This is a genomic window from Thiomicrorhabdus sp. Kp2 (assembly GCF_000478585.1).
Taxonomy (GTDB): domain Bacteria; phylum Pseudomonadota; class Gammaproteobacteria; order Thiomicrospirales; family Thiomicrospiraceae; genus Thiomicrorhabdus.
The window spans coordinates 130,124-150,963 of the sequence record NZ_ARWI01000001.1 but is presented as its reverse complement, the minus strand read 5'-3'; the positions used below and the strand labels follow the sequence as shown (position 1 = coordinate 150,963).

The 20,840-nt window shown below is 37.7% G+C and carries 21 protein-coding genes; 2 read left to right on the top strand and 19 right to left on the bottom strand.

The window, feature by feature from the left end:
- Positions 1 to 26: 26 nt before the first annotated feature.
- Positions 27 to 1,748, bottom strand: coding sequence for a 30S ribosomal protein S12 methylthiotransferase accessory factor YcaO (gene ycaO / locus A379_RS00715; protein WP_040724956.1), 1,722 nt, complete (start codon positions 1,746 to 1,748; stop codon positions 27 to 29).
- A 185-nt stretch (positions 1,749 to 1,933) separates the two neighbouring features.
- On the opposite strand from ycaO, the gene A379_RS00710 reads away from it, so the two are divergent.
- The gene (locus tag A379_RS00710; protein ID WP_232744792.1) at positions 1,934 to 2,242 is read left to right on the top strand and encodes a hypothetical protein; all 309 of its coding nucleotides are present in this window, start codon (positions 1,934 to 1,936) and stop codon (positions 2,240 to 2,242) included.
- Between the two features lie 65 nt (positions 2,243 to 2,307).
- Here the strand turns inward: A379_RS00710 and A379_RS00705 are convergent, their stop codons facing one another.
- The 4 genes from A379_RS00705 to A379_RS00690 form a co-directional block, all read right to left on the bottom strand.
- Positions 2,308 to 3,162 (bottom strand): hypothetical protein, encoded by an 855-nt coding sequence (locus A379_RS00705; protein WP_051144845.1) that lies wholly within the window; start codon positions 3,160 to 3,162, stop codon positions 2,308 to 2,310.
- Between the two features lie 26 nt (positions 3,163 to 3,188).
- Positions 3,189 to 3,647 carry a universal stress protein gene (locus A379_RS00700; RefSeq protein WP_040724955.1) on the bottom strand — a complete coding sequence of 153 codons (459 nt, stop codon included), beginning with the start codon at positions 3,645 to 3,647 and terminating at the stop codon, positions 3,189 to 3,191.
- A 183-nt stretch (positions 3,648 to 3,830) separates the two neighbouring features.
- A complete protein-coding gene (gene tsaB / locus A379_RS12480) occupies positions 3,831 to 4,559 on the bottom strand; it encodes a tRNA (adenosine(37)-N6)-threonylcarbamoyltransferase complex dimerization subunit type 1 TsaB (RefSeq protein WP_051144844.1) in 729 nt (242 codons plus the stop codon).
- A gap of 142 nt (positions 4,560 to 4,701) precedes the next feature.
- Positions 4,702 to 6,642: an ATP-dependent DNA helicase gene (locus A379_RS00690; protein ID WP_051144843.1), complete on the bottom strand. Its 1,941-nt coding sequence runs from the start codon at positions 6,640 to 6,642 to the stop codon at positions 4,702 to 4,704.
- A gap of 279 nt (positions 6,643 to 6,921) precedes the next feature.
- Between A379_RS00690 and ykgO the strand changes: the two genes are divergently transcribed.
- Positions 6,922 to 7,047: a type B 50S ribosomal protein L36 gene (gene ykgO / locus A379_RS00685; protein WP_029407609.1), complete on the top strand. Its 126-nt coding sequence runs from the start codon at positions 6,922 to 6,924 to the stop codon at positions 7,045 to 7,047.
- Between the two features lie 124 nt (positions 7,048 to 7,171).
- On the opposite strand, the gene A379_RS00680 is transcribed toward ykgO, so the two are convergent.
- The 14 genes from A379_RS00680 to tsf all read right to left on the bottom strand — a co-directional run bounded on the left by A379_RS00680 (position 7,172) and on the right by tsf (position 20,776).
- Positions 7,172 to 8,155, bottom strand: coding sequence for a chemotaxis protein (locus A379_RS00680; protein WP_040724951.1), 984 nt, complete (start codon positions 8,153 to 8,155; stop codon positions 7,172 to 7,174).
- Positions 8,156 to 8,289: 134 nt separating this feature from the next.
- The gene (gene rnhB, locus A379_RS00675; protein WP_040728458.1) at positions 8,290 to 8,904 is read right to left on the bottom strand and encodes a ribonuclease HII; all 615 of its coding nucleotides are present in this window, start codon (positions 8,902 to 8,904) and stop codon (positions 8,290 to 8,292) included.
- A gap of 37 nt (positions 8,905 to 8,941) precedes the next feature.
- A complete protein-coding gene (gene lpxB / locus A379_RS00670; protein ID WP_232744791.1) occupies positions 8,942 to 10,102 on the bottom strand; it encodes a lipid-A-disaccharide synthase in 1,161 nt (386 codons plus the stop codon).
- Entirely contained in the window at positions 10,086 to 10,853 is a 768-nt protein-coding gene (gene lpxA / locus A379_RS00665) for an acyl-ACP--UDP-N-acetylglucosamine O-acyltransferase (protein WP_040724949.1), read from the bottom strand. Before lpxA ends, lpxB begins: the two co-directional genes overlap by 17 nt.
- 2 nt (positions 10,854 to 10,855) lie before the next feature.
- Positions 10,856 to 11,290 (bottom strand): 3-hydroxyacyl-ACP dehydratase FabZ, encoded by a 435-nt coding sequence (gene fabZ, locus A379_RS00660; protein ID WP_040724947.1) that lies wholly within the window; start codon positions 11,288 to 11,290, stop codon positions 10,856 to 10,858.
- Positions 11,291 to 11,312: 22 nt separating this feature from the next.
- Positions 11,313 to 12,350, bottom strand: coding sequence for a UDP-3-O-(3-hydroxymyristoyl)glucosamine N-acyltransferase (lpxD, locus tag A379_RS00655; RefSeq protein ID WP_051144842.1), 1,038 nt, complete (start codon positions 12,348 to 12,350; stop codon positions 11,313 to 11,315).
- A gap of 14 nt (positions 12,351 to 12,364) precedes the next feature.
- Positions 12,365 to 12,901 carry an OmpH family outer membrane protein gene (locus tag A379_RS00650; RefSeq protein ID WP_040724946.1) on the bottom strand — a complete coding sequence of 179 codons (537 nt, stop codon included), beginning with the start codon at positions 12,899 to 12,901 and terminating at the stop codon, positions 12,365 to 12,367.
- 121 nt (positions 12,902 to 13,022) lie between these two features.
- The gene (gene bamA, locus A379_RS00645) at positions 13,023 to 15,326 is read right to left on the bottom strand and encodes an outer membrane protein assembly factor BamA (protein ID WP_040724944.1); all 2,304 of its coding nucleotides are present in this window, start codon (positions 15,324 to 15,326) and stop codon (positions 13,023 to 13,025) included.
- Positions 15,319 to 16,752, bottom strand: coding sequence for an RIP metalloprotease RseP (gene rseP, locus A379_RS00640; protein WP_232744790.1), 1,434 nt, complete (start codon positions 16,750 to 16,752; stop codon positions 15,319 to 15,321). Before rseP ends, bamA begins: the two co-directional genes overlap by 8 nt.
- Entirely contained in the window at positions 16,728 to 17,540 is an 813-nt protein-coding gene (locus tag A379_RS00635) for a phosphatidate cytidylyltransferase (RefSeq protein WP_040724940.1), read from the bottom strand. Before A379_RS00635 ends, rseP begins: the two co-directional genes overlap by 25 nt.
- Positions 17,534 to 18,217, bottom strand: a complete 684-nt coding sequence (gene uppS, locus A379_RS00630; protein WP_081696432.1) for a polyprenyl diphosphate synthase — start codon at positions 18,215 to 18,217, stop codon at positions 17,534 to 17,536. The genes A379_RS00635 and uppS overlap by 7 nt, the downstream gene beginning before the upstream one ends.
- A 200-nt stretch (positions 18,218 to 18,417) precedes the next feature.
- A complete protein-coding gene (frr, locus tag A379_RS00625) occupies positions 18,418 to 18,975 on the bottom strand; it encodes a ribosome recycling factor (protein WP_040724934.1) in 558 nt (185 codons plus the stop codon).
- Between the two features lie 2 nt (positions 18,976 to 18,977).
- Entirely contained in the window at positions 18,978 to 19,697 is a 720-nt protein-coding gene (pyrH, locus tag A379_RS00620) for a UMP kinase (RefSeq protein ID WP_040724931.1), read from the bottom strand.
- 194 nt (positions 19,698 to 19,891) lie between these two features.
- Complete coding sequence (gene tsf / locus A379_RS00615) at positions 19,892 to 20,776, bottom strand: translation elongation factor Ts (RefSeq protein WP_040724929.1); 885 nt, start codon at positions 20,774 to 20,776, stop codon at positions 19,892 to 19,894.
- Positions 20,777 to 20,840: the final 64 nt, after the last annotated feature.

Here is a 20,840-nt window from a genome sequence, read left to right as displayed (position 1 = left end):
TTTATACATAAAAGCCTATTACTCTATTACCATCCATTTAAAGCCAATTTATTAGCCTGTGCTTGGGCGTAAATTTCTAATAAAGCTTGGTGTCTATGGCTGGTTGTAAATATTTCAGTCCCTAGCTTTTGATTATCGAAGACCAAGTTCCCTGCAATAAACAACCAGGCCTGGTCACTTAGCTCCTTACCAAAAAGTAATTCGGTAGAACTCTTATCAACACAATCTTGCAATAACATTTCCAATGAGAATTTTAAGGCGTTGTATTTCAATATCCACTGGCTATTGGGATTAACATAGTAAACAACATCTTGAACGACTTCAAAAGCCTCCTCAACTTCTTGAGCGGCTAAAAGTGCCCAAAACTTCAATTCAACTACTTTTACCTCAGCCCAGAAAGTACCTGGATCGGGCATCAATCCTATCAAAGAAGCCACACCCTGATGATCGCTTAACCCTAATGCATCAATTAATTCAACTAACCCAATATAATCTTGAGAAATTGGCAATTCAAGCAACGCTTCTCTTAACAGCCTGCCCACATTTTGGTTGCTTTCTATTAGTTCTTCAGTGGGATAAACTTCTGACATACCAGGAACAACAATTCGACAAGTTTCAAAGCCGCAATGATTATAGTTTGCTACAAAAACCTCCGTTCCTTGCGACTTAACAAGTTCACACAAACGATCCCATTGAGATTTAGTATCCTCTGAAAAATCCCAATTAACAAATTCAAAATCGTAATTTTTTGAAATAAAATTAGCATGGATTAAGCCACTTGAATCAATAAAATGATTTTCTATATTTTCATCTTCAGCAACCGCAAATTCATCAAAGACAGGCATTTGAAATCCATCGAGATTATCTAAATGCCTACCTTGTAATGATTCTGTTAAAGTTCTCTCTAAGGCCACTTCAAAGATAGGGTGAGCACCAAAAGAAGCAAAACAAAACCCTGTTTTTTGCTCAAAAAGTGTCACATTAATCACAGGGAAAAGCCCGCCCAATGAAGCATCACGCATTGAAACCTCAATCCCAGCCTCTTCCAACGCTTTAACCGCCTCAACAACAGCAGGAAATGTCTTTACAATTTCATTAGGAATTTCTGGTAAACAAAGATTTTCTCTTAATATTTTATTTTTCACCCAGCGTTCAAAAATTTCAGACAAACCCTGAACTTGTGCTTCTAAGGCTGTATTTCCCGCTGAAAGGCCATTACTCGCATATAAATTACTCAACAAATTCATTGGAAAATACACATTTTCACCCGTATGAGCGTTCACAAGCCTAATGGCTCCTACACTCTCTTGAGAGTCGTTAAAACTGAGTAATTCATTAAATCCTAATTCATTAGTACTATCATAAAATGACCATAATTCAGGTGTTAAACACTCTTTTATATTATGTTCTGTAAAGCGCTTTTCATCAGGATAATATAACCAGGCCTGGTTACTTGCATTCTGTGGATTTTCTAACCAATAATCAGAAAAAAAGTAATTAGTAGAAAGACGTTCTAAAAACTCTCCTAATGCACTGGCTAAGGTTGACTTTCTACTCGTTCCCTTACCATTAGTAAAGAGTCCTGGGCAACGTTTATCAAGGATATGGAGTGAAAACACATTTGTTACAGGATTTAGCCAAGAGGCTTCTTTAATTTCAAAGCCCATTTTATGCAGCGTGGCTTGCATATTTGCTATTGAATTCTCTAAACAAGCATCCTTGCCTTTAATGTAAGTTAATTCACTCATATCTTCTCTTTATTTTATATTTTAAAATCAATTGTTTTAGGGATCTTTATTTTATGCGCTGTCGATCTAATCTGTTGTTTTTTATTATCAATTTCTTTTTAACCCACATCTATTTTTTTGATTGTACTGTACAAAAAATTCATTAAAATGAATGAAAAGAATCTTTTAACAACGGGGCTACAACTATGAATACATATAATTTATACAATCCAATGAACATAGCAAAATTTTTATCCGTTACCGCGCTAGGGCTTACGTCTTTTTTTGAAATGGCTTACGCTTCTGAACACCCAGGCAAGGCCTTACATGAATCGGCAAACTGCATGAAATGCCATGCTGGCAAGCCTTACGATCCAAACAAAACAGACTCTTACCCTAAACTAGTAAAAGCGGTTACTTTTTGTAATGAAAACCTTAATACTGGAATGTTTGAAGATGAGGTGGAACAACTTGCCGACTACCTCAATGAAACCTACTATCATCATTCAAAATAAATTTAAATTTGAATAAATATAAACCTTAGAAAATTTAAGTTTTAAAAATCAGCACTAATTAGAACTCATTTTCTGGAAAGAACCTTTAAATAATGATTAAGCTGCTCTAAGTCCTTTGGAGCAGCGTTTTCCAAACCCTCTTCGTATACTTGATTTTTGGCATCTTCAACAATTTTATCTATCGCTTGAACTAAAAAGTACATTCTTGTATTTTTTGATAAAACCTTCCAGTTTCGATTTTTTGCAAACCAGTGTTTCTTTAGAACATGATCTTCTGCAAGGAGTTTATCTACCGTTTGCAACGCATTAACAAGTGGAGCAATCGTTTCAAACGCCATTAATGGTCGACCATAATCGCCATAAAAACTGTTTCGTTGTAACTTCGCTAGCTCAAAAGCTGGAATCATATCGGCTAAACCATTTGCTTTAGCTTGTTTTTCGGCTTGTTCAATGCGTGCGGCGCTTAACATAGGTGCATCTGATTTCCATCGCCCAAATACAATATAAAGATTATTTCGTTCTATAAAATAGGTTTTACCATGACCCAGTTGCAATACATCTTTTTTTGCAACAACATAATCTAACTTTTCTTTTTCTAATTTTGTTGTGTCTGTCCACAAATCCCAAACCTGGTTAAGATCAGAGCCCCCTGATTCTGCGCCCTCTTTTTTCACCATGGGAACACACGAAACACCGTAATCATGGCCTTCTACATAATCAAGTACCGCAATCTGATAATCCCCATTTGGCATAATTTTATTAATTTTTCCAACAATAAAGGCATCATCTTTAATGTTAGCCGCGGGATAAGACACAAAAATCGTTTCGCCCAAATGAAAGTTATTTGCTGACACAAAATTTGAAATCAGAAATAACAAACTTGCAATAGTAACTTTAAATTTCCTACTCACATCACTCACTGTACAATTACCTTTACGCTTTAAATTTACTTTTCTGAATGAATTCGTACAGCCAATACATCACAATTTGCATGATTAATAACGGCATTGGTCGTTGAACCAATCAAACGTTTAATTCCAGAAAGACCATGAGCCCCCATCACAACCAAATCGCACTTTTTTCGTTCTGCATAATCCACAATATCATTTTCAGCAATACCTGCCATACTCTCAAATTGGCTAATTTTAAATTTTGTAGCCAATTGACTTAGTTTCTTGGAAGAAGCTTCTAACATATCTTTTGTGATACTTTCATCCCACAACCCAGGAATTCCCATCACAGCAATGTCTTCAAGCACTGGATAAATTGGAACTTCTACAAAATGAACTAAATGCAATTCTGCATCACTTAATCTGGCTATTTGTAGCGCTTTATTAATGGCTATTTCACTGTTTTCAGAAAAATCTACAGCCACTAAAATCCGTTTATAACTATTATTTTTCATTTTATTACCTCGACATTTGACCACTTTTCTAAAGAGGTTATGCACATTAACTGTGGATAAACATGTGTGTAATAAAATATTAACTTAAAAAACATCAATAAAGTCTTACACTTTTTCATCTCTGCTTAATTTTTAAGCATTTCTGTAAACTTAAAACTATTGATTAAAAATAGCAGTTTCTCTTTAGGATTGCTTTAATTGTGCCTTCATTTTGCGCTCTTCAATTGTATCTGCAATATGATTTCTTAAATAGATAGGGTTAGGAATTTCTTGTAACAATGTTTTGCCTTCAACAAACCTATTTTGTGCCATTCTGGCGATAGAAATCGCTTCAGGAAGTTTGGAATACCATAGGTTAAATAGATTTGATATTTCTGGATATTCCCCCTCTATATCCCCTACACCAATACAAGGCTCTTTTTGAGGTAAATAATTCACGACCTCTTTAGGTGATATTAAAATCGGTTTTATTGCATTGATTGTCTTGGTTTTAGCGGTAAAGTCACCTTGTAAGAGGTAGACCTCACTCATTCGTGCATCCAATAATGAACACCATTTGATATCCTTTGTATCAGAGTAATTTGAGAAAACATTTTCTGCCATTGCTAACAAAGATGAAACAGGTAAAACAGGCTTATCCCAACCTAAAGCAAGACCTTGAATTACTCCAGAGGCTATACGCACCCCTGTAAAAGCACCTGGCCCTTCACCATAAGCCAATAAGTCAATTTCTTGATGATCAATCCCCGCCTCTTGCATCACTTCATCAATCATTTCAAGCACCCTATGAGCATGCTTTTGAGGCAATAACTCGTGACGCACATATTCTTTATTAAGATAAATGAGAGCTACTGAGCAGGCTTGTGTAGAGGTTTCGACGGCTAGAACCGAAGGTAATTGTATTCTGGACATTTTTGTTCTGCCTTATTCTTTCTTTTATTTTGATACAGAGCACAACGCTTGACCCTGTAACATTTTATACTGTTAGCCTATTTATGTTACGCAAAACCGACAAACGACAAATAGCGGTTAAACCTTGTAAATCAAGGTCAATTTAAGAGAGTTTTTTTATAGCTGATTCAGCATCATAAACCCAAGGAAAGTCAGGTAAGCTATTGCGTATAGTCGTTCCATAACCTTTTGATGATAACCGTGGATCACACAGCATTAACACACCAGAATCTTCAATATCTCTAATTAAACGACCAGAGCCTTGCTTCATCGCGATAACCGCCTCAGGAAGTTGAAAGTTAACAAAGACGTTTAATCCTTTCTCTTTCAAAAAAGCCTCTCTCGCTTGTACAATCGGGTCATCTGGAGGTGCAAATGGAATACGATCTATAATGACTAATTTTAGCGCATCCCCTTTGACATCCACACCTTCCCAAAAACTACTTGTACCTAGCAAGATCGCGTTTTCCGACTCTTTAAAACGTTGCAAAAGCGTTAATTTAGGTAAATCCCCCTGCACTAATAACTTGCCATCCCAATGACTCTCTAAAATCGCTTTTGCCTCTTGCATTGCCTTATGACTGGTAAACAGCATAAAGGCACAGCCACGACTTGCTTTTAATAGCGGCCAAGCGGCTCGCAAAAGCACCTTGGTGTACTCTGAACTTCTTGGTTCTGGTAAACCAATAGGATGATATACCAAACCCTGTTTTTGATAATCAAATGGACTTGACCAACAGCTTGTTTTAGCATCACTTAACCCTAAACGCTTAGCAAAATAGTCAAAATTATTTGCCACACTCAAAGTCGCGGAGGTAAACAACCAAGCGCCACCAATACTCTCTCTTTGACGAGAAAATGGTGCTGCGACACTTAAAGGGGTCATGTTAAATTTAAAACGAGCCTGAGAGGACTCTATCCAGCGAATCTTATTCTCTGACTGACTCGTTAACCAATCTTTAGTTTGTGCTAACAAATCTTGGCTTCTTTTATGAACCGCCGTCAGCTGCTTACCACGTTCAACAACTTGTTTTAACTCATCAATGGTAATTTTCAAGGAGTCCATAAAGCGTTTTATGGCGACTTGAAAAACCTTCTCATCATTTAACTGATTCCAAGTCCAACGTTTTTCCCATTTTCCCAGGGCATCATTAATGAGTTTTATTTGTTCTTCTAAGAGAGCCGCATAATCGTAAATTTTTTTATTTTCAGGTGCTTCTAGCTTTTGCGCTTGTTTAATATCTCTTGCTAGCTCTTCAAGCTGACCCCGTGAAATTGAAAACCCCAAAAACTGAGCCGCAATATCAGGTAGCTGATGAGCCTCATCGAAAATATACACATCGGCATCTGGCAATAACTCACCAAAGCCTTGCTCTCTAAGCGATAAGTCAGCACAAAACAGATGATGATTTACCACCAACACCTGCGCTTCAGTTGCTTTTTGTTTCACGACAGGATAAAAACAACCTGAGTCTTGATGGCATTCTGTAGCTTGACAAAATTCCATTCTAGCGCAAACCTTTCGCCAAATAGGATCACTTTCAGTTACTGACTCAAGCTCCGCCTTGTCTCCCGTCAGGGTTTTGTTGTCAACCCAACTTCTGATTTCAGAAAGCTTTTTCCAATCCTGACGACTGTGCTGCTCCACTGTCTCAGTCAACTCTAATCGTTGAGGACAAACATAATTATCCCGCCCCTTTAATAACCTGGCTTTGCCAGGAACATTGCAGGCTTTAAAGAGTATGGGCAAATCTTTACGAACAAGCTGCTCTTGTAGTGTTTTAGTGGCTGTTGAAACAATAATTTTTTTTCCTGATAACAGTGCAGGAACAAGATAAGCAAAGGTTTTACCTGTTCCAGTCCCTGCTTCAGCTAATAAGGTATCTTCCTCTTCAATAAGTTCATTAACTTGATGAGCCATATCAATTTGCGCTTGTCGCGCTGCATAGCCATCAACTAATTTTGAAAGCGTTCCATCGTCACCCAAAACTTCTTCAATCGTCAGCTTTACAGGCTTACTTTGTTTCTTAATCAACTTATCCATAACCAAAAAATTCAGGGTTCCTAATTTAGTGTTCCATTTAGGGGGTAACAGAAAGATATTACTCTATCGTAAATGCTGCAAATTATACGCTAATGAATACTATATACTGTAGCAAGCAAGGGATTTAACTATGTATAAATACAAAATGTACGAAATAAGAGGGTTTTTAGTTAGATAAGCTAGACATTTATAAATTAAGCCTTTATAATCCGCGACTTCAAATTTGAACTTAAGTCGAATTGGTTATTAATATTCGGCAACTTAAAATGGATATATCTGATGAAAATTTTATCTTCTTTGAAATCAGCTAAAACACGTCATAAAGACTGTCAAGTTGTAAAACGTCGTGGCAAAGTTTACGTTATTTGTAAAACTAACCCTAAATTCAAAGCGCGTCAGCGTTAATATTTAGAGTTACCACAACAAAAAAGGCGCACTGATCATGCGCCTTTTTTTGTGCCTATCATTTATTTGGCACTTTCTCATCTAAGCGTAAATTAGTTAGACGAGAAAAACACTATTGATAATATTATTGTTTTACCCATTCAGTAAAATCACGCTCTACTTTAATAATTGTCTCTACAATTAAATCGGTATCAACCTTACCAATAAAATAATTGGCCCCCATCGCTAAGACTTCACGGTTATTATTATCACTTGTCATAGAGGTATGAACAATAACGGGCATATTTTTGGTTCTTGGGTTTTCTCTTAATTCACGAATAACAGTATGACCAGAAGCAACAGGCATTTCTAAATCGGTAAAAACCATAGCAATATCATCAAGAGAGTCTTTGCTGGCAATATAGTCAAGTAGTAAACGACCGTTATCAAACCCCTTATACTTTAAACCTAACTGATCAAAAACCATTCCCATATATTTTTGAATGGATTTGCTATCCTCAGCAAATAAAATGGTTTTTTGATAAATCTCATCAATGAACTTGTGTTCAACTTTATTAACATCTTTTGCTGATGCAAAAATTTTCTCAGCCATGGTTGGCATCGCTTCAATCAGTAACTTTTCGATATCCAGAATAAAGCATAAGGTATCACTGTTCTGTAAATAGGTATGATTAACTATTTGATTAGTATTGACGTTCACATTGTAGTTACCCGCAGGGTGAATATCTGACCAGTTCTTCTCTTCTACCCCATGAATATATGAGACGCGCAAACCAACAAAGTTATGACTGAAATCAGAAACGATAATAATCGATTTTTCTCGTTCCTCTTCTGTCATTTCAAACCCCATCCACTTAGGTAAGTCGATAACGGGCAGGTAAACACCACGTAACTCAATCATGCCTTCAATTAAGCTATTTGCATCGGGCATCTCAGAGACATCATACGCTCTAGCCTCTAACACCTCACGCACCTTAAAAACATTCATTCCATAATAAGGTGGTTGATAATTTTCCTTTGGAAATTGAACCTGAAATATCATCAAGCTCATCTGATTGTTTTTACTTAACTGGGCGGTTTTTTCAACCTGCTCTAAAGTCGTTGACATACTTTACGCCTTTTTGGGTCTTTAAAAAAGAGATAGAAATCTTATCCTAAAAGGATCAATCACTTTTATTTTAATTGCTTGTAGATTATAAACAAACAAGTTACCAGGCCTGGTAACTTAATATTCTTCCTTAATTAAATCGCATTTACATCTAATAATGCTTTTACTGGTTTAAACGTCTTTCTATAACCAGGAATCATGCCAAACTGCTTTAAAGCCAATAAATGTTTTGCTGTAGGGTAACCTTTATGCTCATTAAAACCATATTGAGGATATTGAGTGTGCAATTCATGCATCTGTTGGTCACGGTACACTTTGGCTAATATAGAAGCGGCACTAATCTCCATTACTTTGTCATCCCCTTTTACGACAGATTGACAAGCATGAGAAATTTGGGGGCAACGATTGCCATCGACATAAACCAAATTAATTTCATGGCCTTGATCTGCAATTTCTTGCACGGCACGTTGCATTGCAAGCATTGTCGCATGAAGAATATTTAACTGATCAACCTCTTCTGGACTGGCAAATGCAATCGCATAAGCAACCGCTTCCTGTTTAATCTGCTCAGCAAGTGTGTTCCTCTTAGATTCTGACAGCTTTTTTGAATCTCTTAAAGGAAGTAAACACCCTTTGGGCAAAATAACAGCACTGGCCACCACATCTCCGATTAAAGGCCCTCTTCCAACCTCATCAACACCAACCGTTGTTCCAGTCAATGAAAAAAACTCTGGCAGCTCTTCATCCATAAAAAGATTGGCTTGACTCATCATTTAAAAACCATAATTAAGCTTGCATCCACTCTTCAATTGCATCTGCGGCTAATTCAGAAGCATTTTGCTTTAATTGGTGATACTGTAATTCAAAAGCTGAAACTTGTTCATTACGTAGTTGTTGATCCATAATTAAACGCGCCATATTTAATGCTATTTTTTCAGGCGTCGCATTTTCTTGAATCAACTCGGTTACTAAAGATTTATTGGCCAATATATTCGGTAAACCGATCCATTGAGTAGTCGCAAGTCGCTTCATTATCCAGTAAGAAATAGGATGTACAACAATGGCTAACACCAGAGGCTTGCGCATTAATGCACACTCGAGTGTTGCTGTACCCGATGTAACTAAAGCTTGATCACAAGCTTCAAGAATCTCTCGAGATTTACCCAACAACAATTTAACCTTTAGACCTTGGCCAAAAACCTCAATCGCTTGTTGTATTCTATGTTTCGCCCTCTCATGAACACAAGGTATCACAAAGTGCATAGTTGGATAAATTTCAGCTAATTTTGTAGCTGACTGAATATAAATATCAGCCATTTTACTCACTTCACTCATACGAGAACCAGGCAAAATAGCGGTAATTAAATCATCAGGCAGGTAGCCTAAGCGAGTTTTAGCATCTAACACGTTTGGAATGTCTGGAAATTGATTCGCTAATGGATGCCCAACAAACTTTACGGGTATGTTATAGCGGTGATAATAATCTGGTTCAAAGGGAAATAAGACCAAAACACCATCAACGGATTTTTTGATTTTTAATAGACGCTTTTCACGCCAAGCCCAAACGGACGGACCCACATAATGAATGGCTTTGATTTGATTCTGTTTAAGAGTTGCTTCAACTTTAAAGTTAAAGTCTGGTGCGTCTATACCGATAAAAACATCAGGTTTTAAGACCAATAAACGGCTAATGAGTTTTTTACGAATTCTCAAAAGCTCAGGTAAGTGTTTGATGACTTCGAAAAACCCCATAACAGAAAGCTCTTCCATGGGAAACCAACTCTCAAACCCTTGAGCCAACATTTTTGGCCCACCGATTCCTACAAACTGCGAATTTGGGTAGCGTTTTTTCAAGCTTGCGATTAAATCAGCACCAAGCGTATCACCTGATGCCTCTCCTGCTACCATAGCAAAGACTTTAGGAGTTTGACTATCTGACAATGCCACGATCTGAATTTTTTAGGAAATTAATTAAAGCGTCAAGCGTTCCATGTTCATCATTTAGCAAGTCAAGCTCATGCAAGGCTTGCTCCAATCGATTACCTGTTCGGTATAAAACACGGTAAGCTTTCTTAACTAATGTAAGTTGATTTTTATCAAAGCCACGACGTTTTAGACCTTCAAGATTAATACCTCTAGGCCCTGCTAAATTCCCCGAAACAACAACAAAGTTGGGTACATCCTGATTAATAACACTCCCCATACCACAGAAGCTGTGTTCTCCGATTTGACAGAACTGGTGCACTAACGTATAGCCACCTAAAATAGCCCAATCATGCACCACAACATGCCCTGCTAAAGCCGCTGCATTGGCAAAGATACAGTGGTTTCCAATAATACAATCGTGGGCAATATGAACGCCAGCCATCACCCAGTTATTGTCACCAATTACCGTCTTTCCAATGTCTTGCACGGTACCGCGGTTAATCGTGACATTTTCTCTAAAAGTATTATTGTTACCAATAATGACAGTGGTTGGCTCACCCGCATATTTTTTATCTTGTGGTGAAGCTATTGATACAAATGAGAAGAAATGGTTGTTCTCACCGATAGTGACATTACCTTCTATCACTACATGAGAGTCTAAAACGGAACCTGAACCAATAGTGACATTGCCTTCAATGACACAGAAAGCCCCAATCTTTACACCAGGTGCAATATTGGCATTAGGATCGATGATTGCTGTAGAGTGAATCAAAATTAAACCTTTCTTTCAGCACACATTAAATCTGCAGAGGCAATTAATTTACCATCAACTTTAGTGGTACATTCAAACTTCCAAATACCACGTTTATTACCAAGTGCTTTAACTTCAAAATCAAGTCTATCACCAGGAATAGCTGGCTGTCTAAAACGACAATTATCAACCGCTGCTAAATAATACATTGAAGAACCATCTGGTTTTTCAGCTTGCGATCGGAACGCTAAGATTCCTGTACATTGCGCCATGGCTTCAATAATCATGACACCTGGCATAATAGGGTTATTTGGAAAATGGCCTGTAAACTGCGGTTCATTAAAGGTTACATTTTTAAACGCGGTAAGACTCTTCCCTGATTCAAAACCAGTCACTCTATCTACTAACAAAAAAGGGTATCTATGCGGTAGATATTCAAATATTTCTTTTACTTCCATCGTGTCTCTAATCCAGTAACATTTAATTTAAATTTGTTAATTCATTGATTTGCTTTTCAAGTAACTTGACTTGTCGGGCTAATTTATCTAACTGACGAATACGCACACTGTTTTTTTGCCAATCTAATGCCTTAATGGCAGGAAAACCAGAATACGCTCCTGCTTCAGCTATATCATGAGTAACCCCAGACTTCGCTAAAAAATGGCAATCGTCCGCAATCTCAAGGTGTCCAGCAAATCCAACTTGTCCTGCAACGGTACAATTTTTACCTAAAATAGTACTGCCAGCAAAACCAGCCTGTCCTGCTATTGCCGAACCTGAACCAATTCGAACATTGTGTGCAACATGAACTTGGTTATCAATAATACAATTGTTTTCTATAACCGTATCTTCAATCGCTCCACGATCAATGGTGACATTATTACCGATAGATACGTCATTTCCTATGACCACTTTTCCAACTTGAGGTATTTTAACCCATTGTCCTTTATTATTTGCCCAACCGAAGCCATCACCACCAATTACTGCGCCAGCTTCAATAATAACGTTATCGCCTACAATGCAGTCATGACAAATAGTCACATTAGAACCAATTCGACAATTTTTTCCAATTTTCACGCCTGATTCAATAACCGAACCTGCCGAAACTATTGTTCCTTGTGCAAGCTCAACATCATCTTGAATCACTGCATTTTCAGCTACTGAACAGCTGGAGTTGATTTTGGCAGACTCCGATATAACAGCACTTTTATGAATACTACCTTTTGCTGTCATAAATGGGTTGAGATATTGTGTAACTAAAGCATAGGCATAATACGGGTTGTCTACGATTAACTGTGTTACAGAATATTGACCAGCCATTTTTGGATTTAGAATAACCGCAGCAGCGGATGAACTTTTAAGATAAGGAAGGTATTTTTTATCCGTTAAAAATGAAATTTCATCTTTTTTGGCATTATCTAACCCAGAAACTTGAGAAATTTTAACAGAGTCATCACCTCGAAGCTCAACGGCAACGCCTTGCGCACGAAGGTGATTGATTATTTGTTTAAGCTGCACTAATTTCACCTGAATTACTTATTAAATTCAGAGCGCTGCTTTTTACTAACTGTTTTAAGGTGATTTAAAACGTCTTTTGTAATGTCAATACGTTCATTGGTATAAGCGATACCTTCATAAAGAATCAAGTCAAACCCTTGTTTTTTACCAATTTCTTTAATTGAATCGTTAACCACATTCTGTAATTTCGCTAACTCTTCATTTCGTCTTAAATTCAATAATTCTTGAACATCATTACGACGACGCTGTATTTCACGAGTAAGCATAGATATTTCACGCTCTTTACTGATTTTCTGTGCATCACTCATTACCGACTTGTTCTTTTGATAATCTGCCTGTTCCTTTTCCAGTTTACCAGCCAAGCTTTTTAATTCAGACTGCTGAGGAGAAAACTCCTTTTCTAAAGAAGCTGTTGCTTGTTTAGCTTGTGGTGCTTGCTCTAATAATAACGCGACATTAACCACACCAAGTTTTACTCCACTATCCGACAGAGAGGCTGTTGAAACAGCCATGAAGCAAATGGCAAAAGTGAGTTTTAAAAGTTTATGCATTGAATATCCACCCGTATTATCTATTTTTATAAATGCGTTACGCGATTTTACCTTAATTTTTTTATTGATGTAATAAACACTACAATAAAATAACCCAATCTAACTGGTTTTAATACCAGGTTTAGAAGCCTGAACCTAACGTAAACTGGAAGGATTGCAACTTATCTGAGTCTGAATAAGCAATCGGTCGAGCAATACTAAATGTTAATGGGCCTACTGGCGTAATCCAAGAGACTCCTAAACCTGTAGACGTTCTCAACTCTCCAGCATCAAAAGCATCAAAATCATTAAAGACATTACCAAAATCGAAGAACAAGCTAACACGTGCGTTACTTGAGTCCTCAATAAAAGGAACAGGGAAAACAAGACCAGCTGTACCAGTTAACTTAACATTCCCACCTGTTGGACTGTCACTCCCATCATTGGTTAAGTCATAACGATCACCCAATGAGTTGGGTTCAAAACCTCGAACCGTACCAATACCCCCCGCATAAAACTTCTCATAGAAAGGTAGATCATCAATGTCACCGTAACCATCTCCAAAGGCCAAGCCAGTTTTTAACTGCATGGTAAAATTATCGGTTAATGGCTGATACCAACTTTCGTTGGCATATATTTTATAAAAAGGGGTTTCAGAAGTGGATGGAACAACGGCCTCAAGAGATAAACTTGTTTTTTGACCTTTTGTTGGGAAATAAAAGGCGTTGGTTGAGTTATGCGTCCAGCCCATTGAAGCAATAATTGAATTTGAGCTTTTACCATATTGATCGATGTATCCATCACAAAAGGTAAACGTATCCGAACAAACCACTTCTTGTGAGTCAAATTTAAGTCCATAATTTATAGAATCCGTTTCACTTAATGGATAACCCAAAGAGAAACGAACACCCAAGTTATTTAAGGTGTAATCCGCAATATCTAATTCGGTTGCATCAATCTCACTGTAATACAATCCAACACCTAAACTTACACCATCATCTGTAAAGTAGGGGTTCGTCACACCAATATCAGCCGATTTTGTTGCGGCACTGGTTGCGACATTAAAGTTCAGTTTATTTCCACTACCTATAAAGTTACGCTCAGAAACACCTAGATTAAAACTCACGCCATCAAGCTGAGAATAACCCACACCTGCTGAAAATGACCCTGTGGGTTGTTCTTCGACCTTAACCACTAAATCAACTTGATCCTGAGACACTCGACGAGTTTCAATATCAGAACTTTTAAAGAAACCAACTCGTTGCAAACGTTCTTTCGATTGACGAACCATTTTTAGAGAATATGGCGCACTTTCAAATTGACGCATTTCACGACGAATTACATGGTCACGAGTACGAGTATTGCCTTCAATCTCAACTCGTCTTATATAAACACGTTGTTTTGGCTCAATCTTAAAGTTCAATGCAATCGTACGTTTTTCCTTATCAAGCAAAGTTTCAGGTTCTACTTCAGCAAAAGCATAACCTTCTTCACTCAAACGATCTCGAATAGCATTTACGGCTTTGATTACATCGCTGCGAGAAAAGGTGTCCCCCTGTTTAAACGGTGTTAAAGACTTAAGCTCTGTTTCACCAACAATCAGTTCACCAAGGTATTGAATATCCGAAATAGTATAAAGCGAACCTTCCGTCATATTAATGGTGGTAAAAACCTTAGTTTTATCTGCGGAAATACTCACTTGTGATGAGTCAATTTTAAATTCTGCATATCCACGGTCTAAGTAATAAGATTTAATTGTTTCGATGTCGGCCTGCATCTTTGGTTTTGAGTATTTATCTCCACTACCAAAACTGGCACTTTCAGTCATTTGAATTTGCGACTTTAAACGTTCGTCTGAATAAACCTTATTACCTACTAAACTGATACGGCCAATTGTCGCTGGCTCACCTTCATTAATTGCAATTTTAAGTTCAACACGATTACGAGGCAGCTCTTTCGACTCTATCTCAATCGTTGCGGCGTAATAACCTTGGTTTTGATAACGACGTTTTAAATCAACAACAACATGATCCATTTGTACTTGATTATAAATACGGCCTTTTTTAATCCCCAGTCCATCAAGAGCGGTATTTAAAACATCGGTTTCAATGAGTGAATTACCTTCAATTTTAATATCTGCAACAGAAGGTCTTTCAACCACTTTAATGACTAGGGTTCCATCATCTCTTTTATAAAAAGAAACATCTTGAAAGAAACCTGTTTTATATAAACGTTGAATACTCTCTTGAACAGATTGACTATCTAACTCAGAACCAGTTTTAACAGACAGATAACTGTTGATTGTTTCAAAACCAATTTTATTGGCTCCTTCAACTTTAATGTCTTTAACGGTGAACGCTAGAGCCAAACCAGGCGTAAATAACAAAGAAGCAATTGCCGCCGATAAAACTGTATTTTTGGATTTTTTTTGAAACATATTAACCATGAGATATTCTTATTACATCATTAAATAAAGCCAAGAACGTTAGGCCGAGTAGCAAAACCAAGCCTATCGTCTGTCCGACTGCCATAATCTGTTCACTCACTGGTGAACCTTTAATCATTTCGATAAGGTAATACACTAGGTGCCCCCCATCTAAAACTGGAATAGGTAGTAAATTTAAAATACCAATACTTAAACTTAACAAGCCCAATAAACTTAAAAAAGCAACGAGACCTGATTGAACTGCCTGACCAGAAAATTGTGCGATGCTCAATGGGCCAGAAAGGTTCGTTGTACTCACCTCACCGAGAACCATACGTTTGAGCATTGCAACACTCATGACAAATAAATCAACACTACGTTGATAGGCATGAGAAAAAGCATCAATAAAACCATATTGGATTTTAACCGTATAAGGAGCCAGGGTCTCTTTTTCGACCAAAACGCCTACCCCCATTTTACCGACGATATCACCACTTGCTAGCTCAGCACTTGCAAGACTAACAACCTCACTAAATATCGCGCCATTTCGTTCAAATTGTAATTGAATTGATTGGTTTGGGTGAGCTTGCACTACTTTAACAAAATCTTGCCAACTATGAATGGGCTTTTGTTGAATAGAAAGAATTTTATCCCCCGTTAAAAGCCCAGCTTTTTGAGCAGGCCCATCCAGTAAAACCTCCCCTAAAACAGCAGGAATAATAGGCTTAGCAGGTTTAAACCCCAACAATTGCAACCAATCTTGTTTTGGCTCATTAATATCAATCGAATTCAAACTTACCTTTTGAAGATTTATAGAAAGAGAGTCGTCTAGTGAATCTAAACGAAAATCAATGGCATCATCGCCTTTAGCCAATGCCTGTAAAATTTGCTGATGAACCATTTGCCAACTATACACATTTTGGCTATTCACTTGTGCAATTGACCAGGCCTGGTAACTTGTGAATTGATCTTGGTAATTCTGAGAAACCTCTTCCAAAGGAGAGTTAGCCGTAAAACCCGAAATAATGGGTTTCATTCCTGAAGTTCCAACCATGTACATAACAGCAAATACAAGCCATGCAAACAACAAATTAATCAAAGGCCCCGCAGCAACCACTGCAAAACGTTTGTAAACCGACTGGCGATTAAAAGCTCTCGGCAAATCTTCTTGTAAAACAGTTCCTTCACGTTCATCGGCAAATTTTACATAGCCACCTAATGGAATTTGAGCAATAACAAATTCAGTTTCGCTACCTTTTCTGGAATAAATCGGTTTTCCAAAACCAATAGAAAATTTCAGAACCTTAATATTAAACCAGCGGGCTACTTGATAGTGACCCCACTCATGAATAGTAACAATCAACCCCATTACTAAAATAAAACCTATTAGAGACCAAACGACACTCATAACACCAAACCAACCTAAATAACGGTACTGTAATGCCAAGCAATGTACAGCATAGGAACGGCTATTAAAATACTATCCACTCTATCTAAAACACCACCGTGGCCTGGTAAAATTTTACCGCTATCTTTTAAACCTACTTGACGTTTAAGAACGCTTTCAAAGAGATCCCCAAAAACTGAAAACAACGCAATTGCCGTAAGAACGCCAGCCATAATAAAAAATGACAAACCAATTGAAAAATTAAGGTAATAGAGCACAAATACAGAAATGATTAAGGTCAATAAAGCCCCACCAACGACACCTTCCCATGTTTTACCTGGACTAACGTAAACAGCCAATTTATTTTTACCAAAACGTCGACCACTAAAATAGGCACCTGTGTCAATCGCCCAAACTAACAACATGCTTAGCAATAGGGTTACAGGGCCAAACTCTGCTCTAAATTGATACATAGCAACCACAAATAACAATACCGCCAAAATCCCCGTTAGTAACACAAAACCAACAGATTTAGTTGCAACCTTCCCTTCTGTGATTTGGTAACGTATGACAACCATCATCAGAATAAAGGCTTCAAGTACAGTCAAAACAACAATATTTTGTACTGTTAAAACATCCATCGCATAATTAGACCCAACCATAACGCCAAGAGCATAAGTCACTCTGAGAGCTGGGGCTTTTATTTGTGCAAAGCCAGCCCATTCCCATGCAGCAATAAAAGCAACAAACAACAATACGCCCTTCCACACCAATTCGGATGAAAAAAATAGTGCCCATATAGAGAGTGCAACCAGCACAACTGCGGTGATAATTCTTTGTTTTAGCATTTCGTTACCTGTTCACTCGTTTGTCCAAAACGTCGTTCACGTTTTGAAAAAGATAAAATAGCCTCATCAATCTCTTTTTCGCCAAAGTCAGGCCAAAGAACATCGGTAAAATACAACTCTGCATAAGCCATCTGCCAAATAAGAAAATTACTAATACGCTGCTCCCCACCTGTTCTAATTAATAAATCTGGCTCAGAAACGTCTGATAACGCAATAAATTGACCAACAGCGTCTTCTGTTAGCTCTGAAATTGGTTTTTTGGGGTTTGCTAGTTGCCACTGCTTTACCGCATCAACAATATCTGCTCTTCCACCATAATTTGCAGCAATCGTTAATAACAGGCCTGTATTATTTTTTGTGGATTCTTCAGCTAATGCTATATGCTTTTGTATCTCATCATTAAATGCCGTTCGATCACCAATAATACGTAACTGAACATTATTCTCAGAAAGCTTTTGAACCTCTTTTTGTAATGCTTTTAAGAAAAGCCCCATTAATTTATTCACTTCATCTTTTGGACGCTTCCAGTTTTCTGTACTGAAAGCAAATAAAGTTAAGGCTTCAATACCTAACTCAGAACAGTGAGAAACAACACGTTTAACCGCACTCAACCCTTTCTGATGACCAATAAACCTTGGTAAAAGACGCTTTTTAGCCCAGCGGCCATTACCGTCCATGATAATACCAATGTGCTTAGGCTGGTGTAGCCCATTATTGACTTCTGACAAAACAACTCCAAAAACAAACAAAAACGGCCTTAGAGCAACAAAATACTCTAAGGCCGTTTTATGTATGCAATTATGAACAAATTAAACGGATACGATAAAACCAATCAATTATGCCGTAATTGCGTATAAATATCGACTTTAATTTGCGCTTAAACTTCCATCAAAACCGCTTCTTTTTCAGCCAAGAGCACATCAATTTTCTTAACAGCATCATCTGTCAACTTTTGAATTTGCTCTTCTGAACGACGTGCCTCATCCTCGGTCACCTCTTTATCTTTCAATAAATCCTTCACATCACCATTCGCATCACGACGCACATTACGAACGGCAACACGTGAATTTTCAGCTTCTTGACGAGCCACTTTCGTTAAATCACGACGACGCTCTTCGGTTAATGGCGGCATGGGAATACGCATCATATTACCGTTAGTTACAGGGTTAACCCCTAAATCAGACATCATAATTGCTTTTTCAACAACCGCAACCATAGGCTGCTCCCATGGCTGAACAGTCAAAGTACGTGCATCTTCAACATTAATATTAGCCACCTGACTAATCGGCACTTGTGAACCATAATAATCCACAGTTACCGCATCCAAAATACTTGGATGAGCTCGCCCCGTTCTAATTTTGGCAAAGTTAGCTTCCAGGTTTTCAATCGATTTATTCATGCGCGATTTAGCGTCATTTTGAATTTCATTTAACATTCTTATTCTCCTGCACTTACCAAGGTGCCTTCATCTTCACCTTGAACAATTCTAATAACCGCATTATCTTTAAACATATCAAAAACACGGATCGGCATCTTATGGTCACGACACAATACAAATGCCGTCATATCCATTACCTGTAAATTCTTTTGAATAACATCATCATAACTTAACGCTTGGTAGCGTGTTGCTTTGGGATCTTTAACTGGATCAGCCGTGTAAATACCGTCAACTTTTGTGGCTTTTAAAACAATATCGGCATCAATTTCAATACCGCGTAAAGCCGCCGCAGTATCGGTTGTAAAGAACGGGCTTCCAGTACCAGCAGCAAAAACCAACACCTCACCATCAGCAAGTTGTTTTTTTACAGCATTAGCGTTAAAGCCAGAAGAAACTCCTTCAATACTCATTGCTGAAAGCACCTGTGACTTCATCCCCATGCTTTCAATAACATCTCTTAAAGCTAGGGCATTAATCACCGTAGCCATCATCCCCATGTGATCGCCCGTGGTACGCTGAATACCCGAACCCTGTATCTGAGCGCCACGGAAGATATTACCACCTCCGACAACAATACCTACTTCGACACCTAAATCACGTAAAGCTTTAACTTGGCCAACTACATTTTTGAGCGTAACGGAATCTAAGCCAAAATCGCCATCACCCATTAAAGCTTCACCACTAAACTTTAATAATATACGTTTATATTTAAGTGCCATACCTATTCCCCAGCCATAATCTAAAGTGTTTTATAAGTATTTAAACAAATTAAATTTAATTAAATACAAAGACTTATAAAAGACTTTAATAAAAAAATATTTTACCAAAACAACAATGAAATTTTACATACAAAAAAGCCATAGCGGCCTTGCTAACAGCAAGCCCTAACTATGGCTCATTCAGTCAATTGAAATTAACCCGTAACTGCTTTAGCAGCCAACGCAACTTCATCAGCGAAGTTAGTTTCTTCAATAACAATACCTTCACCCACTTCTAAACGAATGAATGAAGAAACTGTAGCACCATTAGATTTTAATAGTTTTTCTACAGTTTGATCTGGGTCTTTAACAAAAGACTGACCTAGTAAGGTAATTTCACCAACAAACTTACGCATACGACCTTCAATCATCTTTTCGATAATTTCCATAGGCTTACCAGAAGTTTTAGCCTGATCAATTTGGAAAGCACGTTCCTTTTCAACAACTTCGGCATCTAAGTCATCTGGAGAAACTGCAGATGGCTTAGCCGCTGCAACATGCATAGCAACGTCACGAGCAAGTGCATCATCACCGCCTTCTAAACTAACCACAACACCGATTTTTTCACCGTGTTGGTATTGGCCAATCTGTCCAGTTGTTTCAATTAACTCTAAACGACGAACACCCATGTTTTCACCGATTTTAGCAATCATTTCACGACGTGTTTGATCCACTGTTTTACCTGAAGCCATTTCTAAGTTCATTACAGCTTCAATATCTGTTGTTTTGTTTGCAAGAGCAAGAGCGGCAATTTCATTTGCAAAATTCTTAAACTCATCACCTTTAGCAACAAAATCCGTTTCACAGTTAACTTCGGCAATTGCACCTGTTTTCTTATCATCAGAAACCGCAATTGCAATAACGCCTTCTGCTGCTACACGACCCGCTTTCTTATCTGCACCAGCCATTCCCTTCTTACGAAGAAATTCAATTGCTGCATCCATATCGCCATCAACTTCTGATAACGCTTTTTTACAATCCATCATCCCTGCGCCAGTTGTTTGACGTAGATCTTTAACCATTGCTGCTGTAATAGCCATTTTGAAATCCTTAATTTATCAATAAATAATCAAAAGTGACCTGGTAAATTTACCAGGCCTGGTT